Consider the following 13908-nt stretch of genomic DNA (forward strand, 5'->3'; position numbering starts at 1 on the left):
TCGTCGAGACATGGTGTGGAACATGGGCGGAGAACAGGCCTCATGACTGATGAAGAGCATCTGATGACCCTGAACCGTACCGGTGGACGGTTCGATCTCAACAGGATTGTGGCAGCGTTCCCGCACACTGCGGATACGATGCTGCTGGATACCTATCTGACCGACAGGCCGGAAGCCAGTATCAGGGTGTTCCGGATCTATCGGGACGTGCCGCCGCATTATCATACCCAGTGTGATGAAGTCCTCCATGTGCTTTCCGGCGAAGGGACATTCTGGATTGATGATCCGGCTGAAGAAGCGCCGTTTGTTCCCGGGCACCTGCTGGTCTTTCCGCGGCGTGCGGTGCATGCGGTGCCGCGTATCCTGCGTGATCCTGTCACTTTTCTTGCCATCGACACACCGCGCCGGGCACCGGATGACGTGGTGTTTGTCGATCCTGCCGAAGGCACGCCTTCCGGCTTCATCAAGAGTATCTGAAGGAATGTCGCGGGTCACAGACGAACGGGAGCTGTGGCCCTGCAGCGCATGGCCGCAAAACGCGGCGCAGGTACAGGGCGTCTGGATACGGTTTCCTCTCCCGAAAGGGCCGGTCCGGGAAACATCTCTGTTCAACAGGAAAAAAAGAAAATCAGGGGCGGCCCCTTCGGGGTTCTCTCACTCTGGTTCGCTAAGCGGCTGCGCCGCTAACCTCACTGGAGCCCCCTGCGGGGTCTCCACGCTTTCACGCAACGGTTCGACCGCTCGCCCTGGGGTTCTTCAGGATGAATACTTATGAGATTCCTGATAATACTGCGATTGATAAAATGGGCATAAGGAAATAAAGGGAATAAAAACAATAGTAAACTAATGTTTACTCATAATATATTGTCTTTTTTATTGTATTTATATTCTGTCTGTACTATTCTTTATTTGTGGAGAGGGAAATGGTTCCCGCCACAGACGCCCCGCCCGGTGCTGACACACCGGACAGGGCTGACGCCAGACAGAAAGGCCTAGTTTCATGTCCAACGCTACCAACACAATGACCGCCGCCCTCGCTTCCGCGCAAGAGAAGAAAGCCGCCAGCAAGGCAAAAGCGGGCCAGAAGGCCCCCGCCGCCCGCCGTTTCGAGGAAGCGGCCCGGCGCGCGCCTGTCATCACCATCGAGGCCGCCGAAGCCCTGATCCCCGTTCCCGACCAGATCACCAAGATCGTTTCCCATTTCGGTCTTGAGGACTTCGACGCCGACGCCCTCGCGGAAACGGCCCGGCAGGCTTTCACCGTCATCGCCCGCAGCCTCTCGCCCGTGCTGGTCGTGACCACATGGAACGGCGAGCAGAACGACAAGGGGCTGGAAATGCACCTCCAGCGCATGGCTGGCGCCGCTGTCGCGTCCGCCTTCGGGGCCGCCCAGTTCTATGACGCCAAGCGCGCGCAGGCCCGCGAACTGTCCTCACAGTTCAACGAGTATCGCGAAGAGGACCGGATGGGCGTCGATGGGCTGGAAAACAGGGCGGCCAACGCCCGCCGCTTCGCAGCCGAGCAGGGGATCAAGGCCGCCGCTCTGGTCGCGTCCGCCCGCGGGGCCCTTGCGGCCTACGAGGACATGATCGGCACCCCGTGGAAGCCCTACACGGCCAGCAACGCCCGCACCATCGACCAGCGGGCCGCAGCTGCCGAGATGGACGCCCTCGGCTTCTGACCGACCCGGCCGGACCCACGGCGGGTCCGGCCACCCACGGCAAGGTACCTTTCCGCAAGGATCGACCCGCATGAGCGAATATGAATCCATGGCAGACCGCGACGAAGCCCTTGCGTTTTCGCGTGCTGCGCCCCACCACGCATGGGTCCTGACGGACCGGGACGTCTGGCATCGCAATCCTTTTTATCATGGCCCGGAAATGCCGCACCCCGAAGATGACGGCGCCCATGACTTTATTGCCGACCACGGCATCGACGCATGGCGGGAGGCGACCAGGGCCGCAAGGGCCGCAGCCATCGCCGCAGCCGAAGCGAAAGCGCGCGAGATTGCGGACGCTCCCGACCCCTGGTGGCCCGACGATCCGACGCCTTGAGAGCCCACGCCGCAGGAGCCCGGAAACCGGGTTCCTGCTTCTGGTGTCCGGGGTCGCCATCGTGCTTGCAAAAAAATGCCCTGAAACCAGCATGTCGCCGCGAGGCGCCCGCCTCAAGCCCGCTGCGCGCCGCGCTTCGCGCGGTGAGGGCACGCCCCTTTCAGTGAACAGGGCCACCCGGATCGCAGGGCGGTGCCCCGCGCTCCGGGCAACCCGGTCCACCTCAGGGGCATGCCCTCAGGCTTGACCCGGGCACCTCGCGGTCCTCCCGGCGGGCAGCGGCCTTCCCTGATCCGCTCCCGGGGAAAACAATGTAGGCCATGCAGCATGCCGGACTGTGGAGATGACAAACCTACTGTGTCGCCCTGCCGAACACGAAGCCAAGCTTGCCGTCATTCATGACATAGGGCGTGCAGGTCATGCCGGGATGGACCGCGTCGTAGGGTTTCAGCCACCTTGTGGAGACCCAGCCGGGACGCAATGCGAGGGTCATGCTCCGGACGTAGCCGTTCGTAGGCGGTGCGTCCGTGGCGATGGGGAGTACTGCCAGCGCAGGAGCAATGCTCGGGGCACCGTCCCGTGGTTCGCTCTGCAGCGGGATCGGATGCCTGAAATCCATCATGACCCGTTCCGGCGCATCAAGGGCCATGCATCTGTACCCGTCGAGCGCACGGACCGGGGTTCTGTGCAGCGCGAAGGCCGGGTGGCTGATGCTGCAGGTGAGGGCCGCAAGGATCGCGGCCCGATGGGAAAGCCTCATGCTGGACTCCTCGTCAACCGGTCAGGATCGAACTGGACGCGGCACTGCCCATTTTTGCTGCGACCGCCGCGCGCCATTGGCCGACCGTGGTGGTTGAACTGATATTGTTCCCCGACATCGCCGTACTCGATATGTAGGACGACATGAGGCTGCTGTCGTCGGCCGTCGCGATTTCAGCGCCCGCGCTCGGGCCAAAGTTATAATAGGCCCGGGCATCAAGGGCTGTCGGGTTGCTGATGCCACTCTGCTGCAGGCTGGTCGCGGCATCCTTGAGATACTGCGCTGCAGCTACCGCCTGTGTTGCCGGGTCCTGCTGGCCCGCCGTGCCGCTGGTGATGGATGAGGCCAGCGAGGGGTCTGCTGCCAGTGCCTCTCCGAGGGTCTGGCTGTAGGTCCCGTTGCTCATCTGGAACGCGCCGGTGATCGTACTGCCGTTTCCGGCCGTGTAGAGGTTCTGGCAGCCGGATTCCACCACGCAGGTCGCGGCGAGCGCTGATGGATTGACGCCCAGCGCCTCGGCGTTCTGGGCTGCCGCATAGCCCCAGGATTGCTGGTATAGGGTCTCGAGCGCATCGCTGTCGGACGTGCCTGCTGTCGCTGTCTGGGTGACGGCGCCGCTTCCGCTGGTGGCCTGGGCTGTGCCCGTCGTGTCCGGGGTCCAGCCACCGAGCCCCGGTTCCTGATAGGTTGCGTTGACATGTGTCGGGAGCCCGCCCGGCACGTTTACTGTCTGTGCGTGCCCGATCGGCGGCGCGACGAGGCCGCACGTTACGAGGACCACGGTCGCTTGCGTCGTGCGGCGGCATGGAAAGGGGAGCCGGATCACCTTGGCCTCCTGTTGCGAGGCGGACAGGATCGGCCAGCATCATGCGACCTGTGTCAGTACTTCGTACGGCGTTTCAGTTCTGGCCCTGAGCATGTCCGTTGTGGGCACGCTCAGGGCATCCGTCCGAGCGCAAATCCTGCTATCAGGACGATGGAACTGTAGCCCAGGATCCGAAAGGCCGTCTGCAGGTTGTACCGTCTGGTCATGGCCGTGGCCTGGCTCTCGATGGCGCCCCTTAATCCTTTCGTCATATCCGCCGTGATCGCGAGGAGTTTCTTCTCGACCAGTTTTTCGTTGATGGTGCGCAGCGTGTGCACCGCTTCAATGCCGTCCCTGAGGTGGCTGCGTATGGCGATCGTGTCCTGCGCCAGGGTTTCGCGCTGCTGTTCGGCCACCAGCCTGCTCTCGGCAATGGAGCGGATGGAGGCGCGCCTGGCTTCAATGCAGAGGGTGCCGATCTGGTCTATCGCTGCGACCAGCGCCGAAAGCACTTCGACTTCGGGCGCGATCGGACGCTCGATCCACTGGGCGGCGACCCGGCGCAGGTTCTCCATTCGGACCGCGAATTCACGGTCTGCCGCCTCGATGTCGCCCTGGGCTGCCATCAGACATTCTCCATAACCACGTCGGGCAGTCCCTTCGGCATCCGGGGCAGATAGTCCGCTCCGAGGTCGCGCAGGAAGAGGGGCACGTCCCGTTTGAGCCAGCGATTGACCCGTAGCCTGTCGAATACCGAGCTTTTCGGCTGTCCGGGAACCGGCTTGTTTGCAGCAAAATCCATGAACGACTGCCCACGATCGGCGATTTTCTTCAGCCCGTTGATCGCGGGGAACACACCGTGCGCGGCTCCTCGGTCCAGAGCGTTGAGCACCGCTTCGTTTTCGAGGATCTGGCTTACCGCCTGCGGTGTGTCGATACCGACGGGAAGCAGGCCTTCATTTATGACAATAGCCGTGCGGGGCGGCAGGAAACCATGCTGCTCCTGAAGGTCCTGCAGATAGTCGATGTCCGCATTCTCCATACCGATCATGAAGATCGTCACAAGCGAGACCCCGAGCTCGTCCAGCGCCGCGACAAGGGGAGATGAGCGGATCAGTTCGTGCATCGCGGTCCATCCTCCCCCGATGTCGAGAATCGCATCATGGCGGGATTCAACCAGTTTCTCGATCTGCCCTTCCAGCCAGGCAGCCTGCCCGGTCGGGGACATGCTGTCCGCTTCCAGAACCTGTGGACCAAGCGATGAAAGCGTATGCGAGCGGTTCATGGAATCCGTGTTCCAGATCTCCGGTCTGCCTCCCTGCTGGGCCGTGATCTCGGCCAGTGATTTGAGGAATGTCGTCTTTCCCACCCGCTGGCGCCCGATTGCGACGAGCAGGGTTGGGCGTGTCACCAGTTCCGTTGGTTCTGCGGCGTCTGTGATCGTGGCGGATGCCATGCCTTACTCCCGATGAAAACCGGGCTCCTTTCGCTTCAGCCGCGCAAGAAGATCCCGCTTGATGGCCTCGGCCCGGGCGCGACCAATGGGGAAGTTCTTCTCCCCGGTTGTCTCGCTGTCCGAGCACACTGGCACTGTCGCAGGCAATGATGCGACCTGTGCGTTTTCTTCGGCGGGCACTATTTGTGCGGGAACGCCAGTTCCATCGGGCGCGCAGCTTACGCGACCGTCATCGACAACAGCGGGCCTCCAGCCGCGAGGGAAGCGGCTGGGTTGCATGGCGCTTTCGGTGTCAGGAGATTGTGGAACCTGTTCAGCTTCCGGATGCATGCGGCGGGTGCCGGCCATACGGCGCCAATAGCGCTCCATACGCTTCATCGCTTCCTTTTCGTCCGGAAGGTCAAGGCCATCTTCTCGGGCTGCCGCAACATAGGGAGCCCAGGAATCCCCTTTTGATCGCAGTGCGCTTATGTCCTCGCAATTGGTGAGCAGCCACCGATAGAGAGGTGTCGCACTGTCTCGGGCCCTATGGTTCTCAATGAGCGATTTCAGCCGTTCCTTGCCGAACCTGCCTGTCATGATTCATCCCCTCCTGCATCATCATACCTGGGGCGCAACTTCGTCAGCATGCAGATTCTCACATGTGATCTGCGCGCGCATACTCATGAACGACCCATATCCCTACCCTTGACGCACGGACGGAACGACTGTTTCACGACCCAACGACTACCCTTACGACGACCCATTGACATACCCGAGGCCGACATCGCAGCTACCCATAAATAGCCGGTCCTCATACACCATTGCACCGTTGGTGCGGGCGGCTTCGCCGCCAGGAGCGGGGGAGTTGGAAAGGGTATAAGCAATGCTTAGACCCTTCCGGATGCCGCTGAGCCCATTTTAACAAGAGGTCGCATGTTCCCCGCGCACAATCTCCTTAGGAAAAGGGGAGATATGAGATGCGAGATACCATCCCTAACAGGCCACGAGTCAGGAAGCCGGTCAGTGATCCGGTTCAACCTATTCTGCATAAAAGCGAACGAGACTATCTGACATTCGAAGACACCCGGATCTCAGTTCAGGAAGTCACCGGAAGGCGATGGATTTCGGCGCGGGAGATTTGCTCCATATTGGGCCTCAGCAATCCTTCTGCGACGGTCAAACGGCTTGATGATGATGAATATTGCCGTATTGGCGTGGTGACGGCAGGCGGGATGCAGGACCAACTCTTCGTTAGTGAAAGCGGAGCCAATCACCTGACGTTCATTTCTCGAAAGCCTGTTGCCAAACGGGTTCGGCGCTGGATTACTGGAGAGGTGATGCCACAGATCAGTCGAACCGGTGCCTATATCCCCGGTGGATGCCCCGGAAGTGGCGTGCAACTTGCAGTCACCAGCAGCCAGATGGATCTTCTCAGGCGCCTTTCTCGGCCCGGTCCTCACATGGTTTTTGTGATGCCGGGACAGGAGCCATACATTGAGGAGGTTGATCCTCACCAGTTCATTCGCGATCTGGATCGTCACGACGTGGAGGGGCTGGTTCATGCCATGAACCTGATCGGGTCGGTCTGGAGCGTATGCCGCAAAATCGACGGGGTGATGTATTGTTCCGCCGTTCTGCAGAGTGGTATTGGTCGCCAGCTTGATGACGCCATTCGCATCGGGGTCGACCTGTCCCGCAGCATCATCGTGCCCACCCGAGAGAAATCATAAAGCCGCCACGGTTGTGATTCGATCTTTTCGTGTCACCTTAATTGAAAGAGACAACGTTGATGAAAATTACCGATCTGATTGACCGTATCGCCGAAGCCACGGGCGGCACGAAGGCCGATGCGAAGACCGCTCTTGAGACCGTCCTGACCTCTATCGTTCAGGCTGCAGAGGTCGGCGACGAGGTATCGCTGCCCGGCTTTGGCAAGTTTACCGTCCGGCACACCGCTGCCCGCATGGGTCGCAATCCGGCGACCGGTGCTGAGATGCAGATTCCGGCCTCGCGCAAACTGGTTTTTGCGCCGGCCAAGGCCGTCAAGGACCAACTCACCGGGGCCAACCAGAAGAAGGCCTGAACGGTCGCATGATTCCGCGTCACGCTTCCCGTGATTCTGACACGGGGGGTGACGATGATGAGCGAGTCAGTCGGAAAACCTAACACGACCGCAAGTTGGGACGACGATATCCGGGAACGGCTTCGAATGATCGAAGACAAGCTGTCCCTGATCATTGAAATTCTCGCCCCGAAGGAATCTGATGGTCCGACACTTGATGAGATCCTCGGCCGACTGGTGACACTTGTCGCCGCGCAGGGCCCTCTTCTCAGGCATATTGACGCCACAACCGGCAGAACCCTCGATATTCAGGAGGGCCGGGCGCCCCGCACCTCTCGACCCGAGGAAAAGGACGGAACGGGTGTCTGATGATGACGTTCCGGAAAATCTCGGCTGAGAGCAGCGGTCGCCTGATCACTGCCTATTTCACGCAGGAATTGCCAGATCCGGAACACGACTTCCGTACCCAGCCCGGAAAAGTGCCTGACGCGGATGGTGGCCGACTGACCAGCTATTACACCGGTCGCGATGGGCGGGCCTCGTGGCGACCGGACATGCGACCCGAGATTGCAGCGGCTCTTGGCATTGATCCGAAGACACCACCGAAGAACGCGCAACTCAATCGCCTGTTTGAAGCAAAGAGGGCCGATAATGGCGATGACTGGTCAAGGAATGCCCGCAAGATCAGTGCCTATGATCTGACCCTGGCGCCACACAAATCAGTTACGCTTGCGGCCGAGTTTGCGCCGACCGAAGCCGAGAGGGCAGCCCTCTGGCACGCCATTGATCGGGCAAACGACGCCACCATGCTCTATGTCGCGCGGGAAATCGGCTTCGCGCGGCGCGGTCATGGGGGCGAAGACGGTGCCAACCCGGGCGAGGTCGCCTGGGTGTCATTCCGGCATGATACCGCGCGCCCGACGGTCGAGGCGCGTGACGCGGGGACAGGCCAGACCTATCTGATCGATACGCCAACAGGCGGCGATCCCCATGCCCATATCCATAATGCCCTGTTCAATGTCGTGGTTACGGAAGAGGGACATGTGGGTTCACTCGACACGAAGCGGCTGCGATCGCGCGTTCACGAATTTGGAGCATATTTCCAGGCACAGCTCGCCGATGAACTGCGCCGGATCGGCATCGCCCAGCAATACGATGCGAATGAGCAGGCGACGGTCATCTCGGCCGTGCCGCAGGATATATCGGATTTCTTCAGCAAGGGACGACGGAACGTCATCAGGGCGGCCAAGGAGTACGCCGCGGCGGAAGGAGCGGACTGGGCGCATATGCCGATCGACCGCAAGCGCCGCATCCTGTCCATGGCCGGCCTGGCGGCCCGGCTCGACAAGGACAAAGGCACGAGTGACCATGAGATATGGCGCGCGCAGGCCAGGCGTCTTGGCTGGGAGGAAAAAAGCCTGCTTGGCACGCCAGTAGCGCCCGTGGGCGCCAGGGAACAACGATACGATATTGCCTACCGTTTCGCTGCCCGTCATCTCGCAGGGGAGTTTGAAACAGCCGCCGTGATCGATCACGACAAGCTCAGAACGTATGCTGCCCGGGGCCTGATCGGCACCGGTATCGAGGGTGGCGTGAAGGACATTGATCATGTCGTGGCCCTTATTGAACAGCGTGGTCTTGAACTCGGCGGGGAACGGGTCTCGCTGATTCAGGAGATGCGTGGCGACAGGCTGAGGGTGACGAATTCCGCGCAGATCGCCATCGAGGAGAACCTCGCGATTCAGGCGGCTCGTGCTTCAGGAGACCGAAGCGGGGCGCTGTCGGACCGCCAGATCACAGAAGCGATCGGACGATCATCTCTCGACTTCGCAAGCGATCATGGAAAGACCCAGAAGGCTGCGATCTACGCTCTCGGCCGGGGCGGTGCGCTCTCCATGCTCACCGGTGTCGCGGGATCAGGGAAGACGGCCCTGTTGTCTCCGCTGGTTGATGCGTGGAAACATGATACGCGTTATGACACGAATGGTCGCAGGGTTATCGGGATTGCCAATGCCTGGCGTCAGGCGGACGCATTACGTGAGGCCGGCATCTTTGACACGAGCGCGATGCTGCCCTTTCTGGCGCGGCTTGAGCGCGGTGACGTCGATGTGGACCAGAATACGGTGCTGGTGATTGACGAGGTCGGTCAGGTCGGCCCGCGCCAGCTGCTTCGCCTGTTACAATTGCAGCGCGATACCGGCTGCACGATCAAGGCGCTGGGTGACCATGAGCAGGCGCAGAATATCGAGGCAGGGGACTCCATCGAGATGCTGCGCCGGGTTCTGGATCCGGAAGATATGCCGGAACTTCTGTCCAGTGTCCGGCAGGTATCAGCGAGAAATCGCCAGATTGCTGATCTGTTTCGTGGCGCAGAGCCGGAAGATAGCGATCTGGAAGCCCACGAGTTCAGGGGGGCTGCGGCCAACGCGCATACGGACGAGGAAAATGATGACGACGTCCGTAACAGGTTCCATCTGAAGGAAGTCCGGAATGCGATCGATATGAAACGGACGGATGGAACGATCCGTCTGGTCGGCGGCGACCATGAGGAAGTCCTGCAGGATATTGCCCGGCTGTATGTGACGCGTCGCGATGCCCTGATAGCCGAGGGTGCCGGCCCGCGGCGTGGTCGGACCAAGACGATCAGCATGTCGGCGCTGACCAATCAGGATGCTGCCGATCTGAGTCGGGCAGTCCGTAAAATCCTGCAGGAGCGCGGCGAGATCTCGACGCATGAAATCACCGTGCAGGCTATTGATCAGCGTGGCGAAACCTATGATCTCGCGATCGCTACGGGCGACCGGCTTCGGCTGTATCGTCGGACATGGGGCAGCGTGGATGGAAAGGGCACCACGGTTGGAAATAACGGCGATGTGGTGGAAGTTCTGGCCCATGGCGATGCGGGGCTTCGCGTCCGCACGAAGGACGGGCTTGTTGCCGATGTCGAATGGCGGCGGCTTCGTGACGCGAAGACTGGTCGGCTACTGCTGGGGTTCGGGCATGCCATGACGATTGATGCGGCACAGGGGCTTACTTCAGATGAGCACATCAATGCCCTGCCGCGAGGCGTCGAACTGGCGACGGGATTTACCTCATACGTCGCGGAAAGCCGGGCGCGTGGAACCACATGGACCATGATCTCCGATGGCGCGACGTTTGAGGCGGTCCGGAACCAGAGGCCGCTCGGGGATACGACGCCCATCACCAGTGACGATCTGTGGAATTACGTGGCAAAGAAAATGGCGCATAAACCATATAAATCATTGGGCACGGATCTGGTTGCCCGAACCCGCAAGGCCCGGGATGCGAGGATCCGGGAACTGATCGTGCTTGGGCGCATGCAGGAGACACTGACGAAGTCAGGTCGCCCCTATGGAAGGGAGATTATTCTGGAAACGCAGGCGCGGCAGGCCGAGCGCCTGCATAAGGCGCGTCTGGCCGAGATCGACGCCAGGCTGCAGGTCATGATCAGGAACGCACCAGCGGTCATGACGGGTGCGGAGCAGACGCTTCGGAGCCAACGGGCCGCCCAGGTGCTGGGCAGGCGTCCCCCTGTGCCATCTGCGTCGCCAGGCGCCGCCAGCTAGAGCGTCCGGCTTTCTGCTGTTCTCACCCGTATCTGGATCCCGCTGACAGTGTGCCATACCGCGACAACGTCTCAGATCTGACGCACGCTTTGGTCATTTGCGCAACGAAGTCGGATGCGTATCGTTAGGCAGGCGGGGAGCAGCAGATAACAGGCCAATGATGGACGATGTGTCTTTCCGGGGAGATCCTGATCCGTTCGACTGTTGGTTGAAGAACGAATTGCGTGCGCGGTTCAATGATGTTGTGCGTGAACCGATCCCTGAAGGTCTGCTGCGCATTATTGGCGCGACTGAAGCTTCCGCTCATGTTCACGCCTCAAGACCTTCCTGGACCGAGGAGGAAGCTGTGTCTGAGTGTTCTGCTGACACCGACTCCAGATGATTTCGTATTGCAGATACGGCGTCTTGATGCTGTGCGGGAAACGGGTAACAGGATTGCTGTAGAAAGCAAGAAGTGTTGACGGTCAGATAAAATACAGATGAGCAGGCACAGGATCCTATCGGATATCTGCTCAAGAGCATACCTGTTTTGCAATCTGCCAAATCCTCGAAAACGTCGAGGAATATTCCCAGTAGCGGTGTTATATACAGGGCCAGAGTTTTTTCGTCTGTTGAGGTGATGGACAATGCCCGAAGAACAACAAAGACAGCTGGCGCTGACCGTGGAAATCATAACTGCTTATGTATCGGAAAATAAAATATCGCCGGACGAACTTATCAGGCTGATTGGGACTGTTTACAATTCATTGTCCGTCCCGACTGCTTCGGGCGTAAAAGAACAGATACCTGCCGTTCCCATCAAGCGGTCCGTATTTCCGGATTATATCATATGTCTTGAAGATGGGAAAAAGCTGAAAATGCTCAAACGGCATCTGCAGGCGTCCTATGGCATGACGCCTGAAGAATATCGGCGGAAATGGGGACTTCCACCTCATTACCCTATGGTCGCTCCCAATTACACAGTACGCCGATCGGAACTTGCAAGAGAGATTGGGCTGGGGCGGGATATAATGTCCACTGCCACCAAATCTGGTGATGAGGGCGCGACAGAACCTGCATTGTCTGACAGGCCGCAAGGACGTCGCCGGGGTAGAAAGAAGGCCGTCCACTAAAAGGGGAACGCGCCGCCGGACCAGGCGGCGCGGCGATCTCCTGGCTCAGGAACGCAGCAATATGAGAAGGCAGAACTTCTTGGCTACGCCGTAGGGTGCCGACTGGGGCTGTTCCTGTTTGACCGGACCATGATCCAGTTCGGGGCGTTACGTCGATAAATCCGGACGAAAGATGCCTTTTATACAATCCAGGTTGCGGATCGCGATCCTAAGCCCTTGCGTTATGCACCTTGTGGAAGAATTCAGTTCTCAGTGAAAACCCATAAGCGATGACTACAAAGTTGTGCTCTCACGAGGGAAGCCTGCCTTTTCCGCTCGGACAATCCTTTTGCAGATCCCATGTCTGGTGACGGACAGCTTTCTCCTTATCACGAGCGGTCCACGTGTAATCATTCAGAGAATGAACGCCTCAGCGCCTCAGAGATGGCGTTCCAAAGCCTGAATTTTTCGATCATGGGATATTCTTTCTGAATCTTGCCGCTGGGTATGAAACGAGTATCCCGTAATGACCTGATGATGCGGTCGGCATCCATATCCGGCATTTCAATAAGCTCCTTGAGTGCCTGCCGGGCATTATGGTGCGACCGGAGATATATGGCTTCCTCTTTCATGTGGTGCTTGATGGTCATCTCTAGTGCTGCGCTGAGATAGATAACGTGGGGGGCGAAATTGATATAGCGCCAGGCCGGTCTCGCCAGATCAGGGTTCGAGAAGTCGAGATTGGATTTTATCCCATCAGGATAGGTCTTCATGTCACGATCGAAAGAGACATGATCCGTGATCTGTCGCATCAGGGGTTTTGAAACCCTGTCCAGAATCTGGTCGTAGTTTCGCCTGCTTGTCGGGTCTCCAATGATCGTAGCTGAGATGGGGAGGATGATCTGGTCGGGGATGGCGCCGTCCCGCCTGAGAACATCATTTATCAGGAACCGGTGGACACGGCCGTTCCCGTCAGAAAGAGGATGGATGTAGACGAACCCGAAGGCTGCCACGGCGCTACGCATGACAGGAGACTGTTCTTCAGTCCTGTCGAGGAAAATTTTTAATCCCTCAAGCATATCCGCTACGTCTTGTGCGGGAGGCGCGAGGTAGTGAACAACATTCTCGTACCTCATCGTGTATTCTCCAACGAATACCGGAGACAGTCGCAAGCCAAAATGCTCGGTTATTGTGACGTCACCGAGGATGTTGCGTTGCAATTCGGCAAGGTCAGTATCTGTCAGGGGGACTGTCCCTTGCCCGGTTCTCGTGGCGAGTACGTGGCTGAAGCGCTGGATCCGGTCAAATTGATGCGCCTCGCCTTCAATGGTGAAACTTGCCTTGCTTTCACGATTTGTCAGCCACACTGCGGCCCGGGCAAGCATGCTCTCGCCGAACTCCTGCACCAGTTCACCGTAACCGGCAGATACGTCCATCTCCGCAGCCGTCTTGAGTTGACTGGAAAGCGGGATAAAGGGGCAAAAAAAGCGGTTCCCGGGCATGTTGTCACGGACGCGCCATCTGCTGACGTTGCTCGTTTTGTCCGGAGAAGCTGTTACCTGAAAAGATGCGTCCAGTGCGAAGACGTAGTTGCCGCCGAGGTCGACTGGCGGCACGAGCGTTTGTCCGGTGACGAACTCAAAGAGAAATGACGCCCGTCTGGCATATTGTCCGGTCGGTGCACTGTTTATCCACTCCTGGACAAAACCTGGTCCGGTCTTCGCAAAGACGCGCGCCAGTAACTCCAGGCTGGTGGGTTCGTGTCGCAGATGAAACTGCAGATGCGCGGCCGCCGTGTCGGCCGGACGCATGTTTTCGGGATATGTCTCGATGCTGTATAAATTATGATGACTGCTCGACCGGCGACTTCCAAGCTGGCTTTTGACAGCCAGTCCACCGAATGGCTCTGCATCATGTTTCAGTGCGAGCCACATGCCGCCAATCGGGTCCGCCATTGGAGTTAGATTCCTGCCGAGTTGTCCAAAACCGTTTATTGATGCTTAAAATCGCATATAAACGGTGCCTTGTGTAAAAAAATATATGTGGACAGCCGTGGCCACGCGTATGCTTTCGTCACTTCGTCTTTGTGATCAATAATTCCCATTCGCTGA

15 protein-coding genes are annotated in these 13908 nt (G+C 59.1%); 9 read left to right on the plus strand and 6 right to left on the minus strand.

From position 1 onward, the window contains the following. The first annotated feature begins 42 nt into the window (after positions 1 to 42). The 3 genes from LDL32_RS16720 to LDL32_RS16730 all read left to right on the plus strand — a co-directional run bounded on the left by LDL32_RS16720 (position 43) and on the right by LDL32_RS16730 (position 2054). Positions 43 to 477, plus strand: a complete 435-nt coding sequence (locus LDL32_RS16720) for a cupin domain-containing protein (RefSeq protein WP_110532226.1) — start codon at positions 43 to 45, stop codon at positions 475 to 477. Positions 478 to 1000: 523 nt separating this feature from the next. Beyond that, positions 1001 to 1681 carry a hypothetical protein gene (locus LDL32_RS16725; RefSeq protein ID WP_113596152.1) on the plus strand — a complete coding sequence of 227 codons (681 nt, stop codon included), beginning with the start codon at positions 1001 to 1003 and terminating at the stop codon, positions 1679 to 1681. Positions 1682 to 1751: 70 nt separating this feature from the next. Further along, positions 1752 to 2054 (plus strand): hypothetical protein, encoded by a 303-nt coding sequence (locus tag LDL32_RS16730; RefSeq protein WP_233069042.1) that lies wholly within the window; start codon positions 1752 to 1754, stop codon positions 2052 to 2054. A 352-nt stretch (positions 2055 to 2406) separates the two neighbouring features. Here the strand turns inward: LDL32_RS16730 and LDL32_RS16735 are convergent, their stop codons facing one another. The 5 genes from LDL32_RS16735 to LDL32_RS16755 all read right to left on the minus strand — a co-directional run bounded on the left by LDL32_RS16735 (position 2407) and on the right by LDL32_RS16755 (position 5654). Next, positions 2407 to 2814, minus strand: coding sequence for a hypothetical protein (locus tag LDL32_RS16735; protein WP_233069043.1), 408 nt, complete (start codon positions 2812 to 2814; stop codon positions 2407 to 2409). A 13-nt stretch (positions 2815 to 2827) separates the two neighbouring features. Beyond that, a complete protein-coding gene (locus LDL32_RS16740; protein ID WP_233069045.1) occupies positions 2828 to 3640 on the minus strand; it encodes a hypothetical protein in 813 nt (270 codons plus the stop codon). A 110-nt stretch (positions 3641 to 3750) separates the two neighbouring features. Beyond that, positions 3751 to 4245 (minus strand): hypothetical protein, encoded by a 495-nt coding sequence (locus tag LDL32_RS16745; protein ID WP_233069047.1) that lies wholly within the window; start codon positions 4243 to 4245, stop codon positions 3751 to 3753. After that, on the minus strand, positions 4245 to 5075 hold the full coding sequence (locus tag LDL32_RS16750) for a hypothetical protein (RefSeq protein WP_014106792.1): 831 nt from the start codon (positions 5073 to 5075) through the stop codon (positions 4245 to 4247). The genes LDL32_RS16745 and LDL32_RS16750 overlap by 1 nt, the downstream gene beginning before the upstream one ends. A gap of 3 nt (positions 5076 to 5078) precedes the next feature. Continuing rightward, entirely contained in the window at positions 5079 to 5654 is a 576-nt protein-coding gene (locus LDL32_RS16755; protein WP_048851688.1) for a hypothetical protein, read from the minus strand. A 380-nt stretch (positions 5655 to 6034) separates the two neighbouring features. Between LDL32_RS16755 and LDL32_RS16760 the strand changes: the two genes are divergently transcribed. The 6 genes from LDL32_RS16760 (at position 6035) to LDL32_RS16785 (ending at position 11818) form a co-directional block, all read left to right on the plus strand. After that, positions 6035 to 6787: a Bro-N domain-containing protein gene (locus tag LDL32_RS16760; RefSeq protein WP_233069049.1), complete on the plus strand. Its 753-nt coding sequence runs from the start codon at positions 6035 to 6037 to the stop codon at positions 6785 to 6787. A gap of 59 nt (positions 6788 to 6846) precedes the next feature. Further along, positions 6847 to 7140: an HU family DNA-binding protein gene (locus LDL32_RS16765; protein ID WP_233069051.1), complete on the plus strand. Its 294-nt coding sequence runs from the start codon at positions 6847 to 6849 to the stop codon at positions 7138 to 7140. Positions 7141 to 7266: 126 nt separating this feature from the next. After that, positions 7267 to 7488: a hypothetical protein gene (locus tag LDL32_RS16770; RefSeq protein WP_370636785.1), complete on the plus strand. Its 222-nt coding sequence runs from the start codon at positions 7267 to 7269 to the stop codon at positions 7486 to 7488. Beyond that, positions 7488 to 10706 (plus strand): MobF family relaxase, encoded by a 3219-nt coding sequence (gene mobF, locus LDL32_RS16775; RefSeq protein WP_233069053.1) that lies wholly within the window; start codon positions 7488 to 7490, stop codon positions 10704 to 10706. The genes LDL32_RS16770 and mobF overlap by 1 nt, the downstream gene beginning before the upstream one ends. Before the next feature lie 157 nt (positions 10707 to 10863). Continuing rightward, on the plus strand, positions 10864 to 11088 hold the full coding sequence (locus tag LDL32_RS16780; protein ID WP_167400902.1) for a hypothetical protein: 225 nt from the start codon (positions 10864 to 10866) through the stop codon (positions 11086 to 11088). Between the two features lie 244 nt (positions 11089 to 11332). After that, positions 11333 to 11818, plus strand: a complete 486-nt coding sequence (locus LDL32_RS16785) for a MucR family transcriptional regulator (protein ID WP_110570002.1) — start codon at positions 11333 to 11335, stop codon at positions 11816 to 11818. Positions 11819 to 12207: 389 nt separating this feature from the next. Here the strand turns inward: LDL32_RS16785 and LDL32_RS16790 are convergent, their stop codons facing one another. Next, positions 12208 to 13752 carry a Fic family protein gene (locus LDL32_RS16790; RefSeq protein WP_233069065.1) on the minus strand — a complete coding sequence of 515 codons (1545 nt, stop codon included), beginning with the start codon at positions 13750 to 13752 and terminating at the stop codon, positions 12208 to 12210. Positions 13753 to 13908 lie beyond the last annotated feature (156 nt).

It is taken from the genome of Komagataeibacter sp. FNDCF1 (assembly GCF_021295335.1).
Taxonomy (GTDB): domain Bacteria; phylum Pseudomonadota; class Alphaproteobacteria; order Acetobacterales; family Acetobacteraceae; genus Komagataeibacter.

Bases quoted from the DNA above. Each gene is read 5' to 3' on its own strand.
- LDL32_RS16770 (WP_370636785.1), top strand. From the start codon at position 7,267: ATGATCGAAGACAAGCTGTCCCTGATCATTGAAATTCTCGCCCCGAAG.
- LDL32_RS16750 (WP_014106792.1), bottom strand. From the start codon at position 5,075: ATGGCATCCGCCACGATCACAGACGCCGCAGAACCAACGGAACTGGTG.
- LDL32_RS16760 (WP_233069049.1), top strand. From the start codon at position 6,035: ATGCGAGATACCATCCCTAACAGGCCACGAGTCAGGAAGCCGGTCAGT.
- LDL32_RS16780 (WP_167400902.1), top strand. From the start codon at position 10,864: ATGATGGACGATGTGTCTTTCCGGGGAGATCCTGATCCGTTCGACTGT.
- LDL32_RS16755 (WP_048851688.1), bottom strand. From the start codon at position 5,654: ATGACAGGCAGGTTCGGCAAGGAACGGCTGAAATCGCTCATTGAGAAC.
- LDL32_RS16790 (WP_233069065.1), bottom strand. From the start codon at position 13,752: ATGGCGGACCCGATTGGCGGCATGTGGCTCGCACTGAAACATGATGCA.
- LDL32_RS16730 (WP_233069042.1), top strand. From the start codon at position 1,752: ATGAGCGAATATGAATCCATGGCAGACCGCGACGAAGCCCTTGCGTTT.
- LDL32_RS16725 (WP_113596152.1), top strand. From the start codon at position 1,001: ATGTCCAACGCTACCAACACAATGACCGCCGCCCTCGCTTCCGCGCAA.
- LDL32_RS16720 (WP_110532226.1), top strand. From the start codon at position 43: ATGACTGATGAAGAGCATCTGATGACCCTGAACCGTACCGGTGGACGG.
- LDL32_RS16735 (WP_233069043.1), bottom strand. From the start codon at position 2,814: ATGAGGCTTTCCCATCGGGCCGCGATCCTTGCGGCCCTCACCTGCAGC.
- LDL32_RS16785 (WP_110570002.1), top strand. From the start codon at position 11,333: ATGCCCGAAGAACAACAAAGACAGCTGGCGCTGACCGTGGAAATCATA.
- LDL32_RS16765 (WP_233069051.1), top strand. From the start codon at position 6,847: ATGAAAATTACCGATCTGATTGACCGTATCGCCGAAGCCACGGGCGGC.
- mobF (WP_233069053.1), top strand. From the start codon at position 7,488: ATGATGACGTTCCGGAAAATCTCGGCTGAGAGCAGCGGTCGCCTGATC.
- LDL32_RS16745 (WP_233069047.1), bottom strand. From the start codon at position 4,245: ATGGCAGCCCAGGGCGACATCGAGGCGGCAGACCGTGAATTCGCGGTC.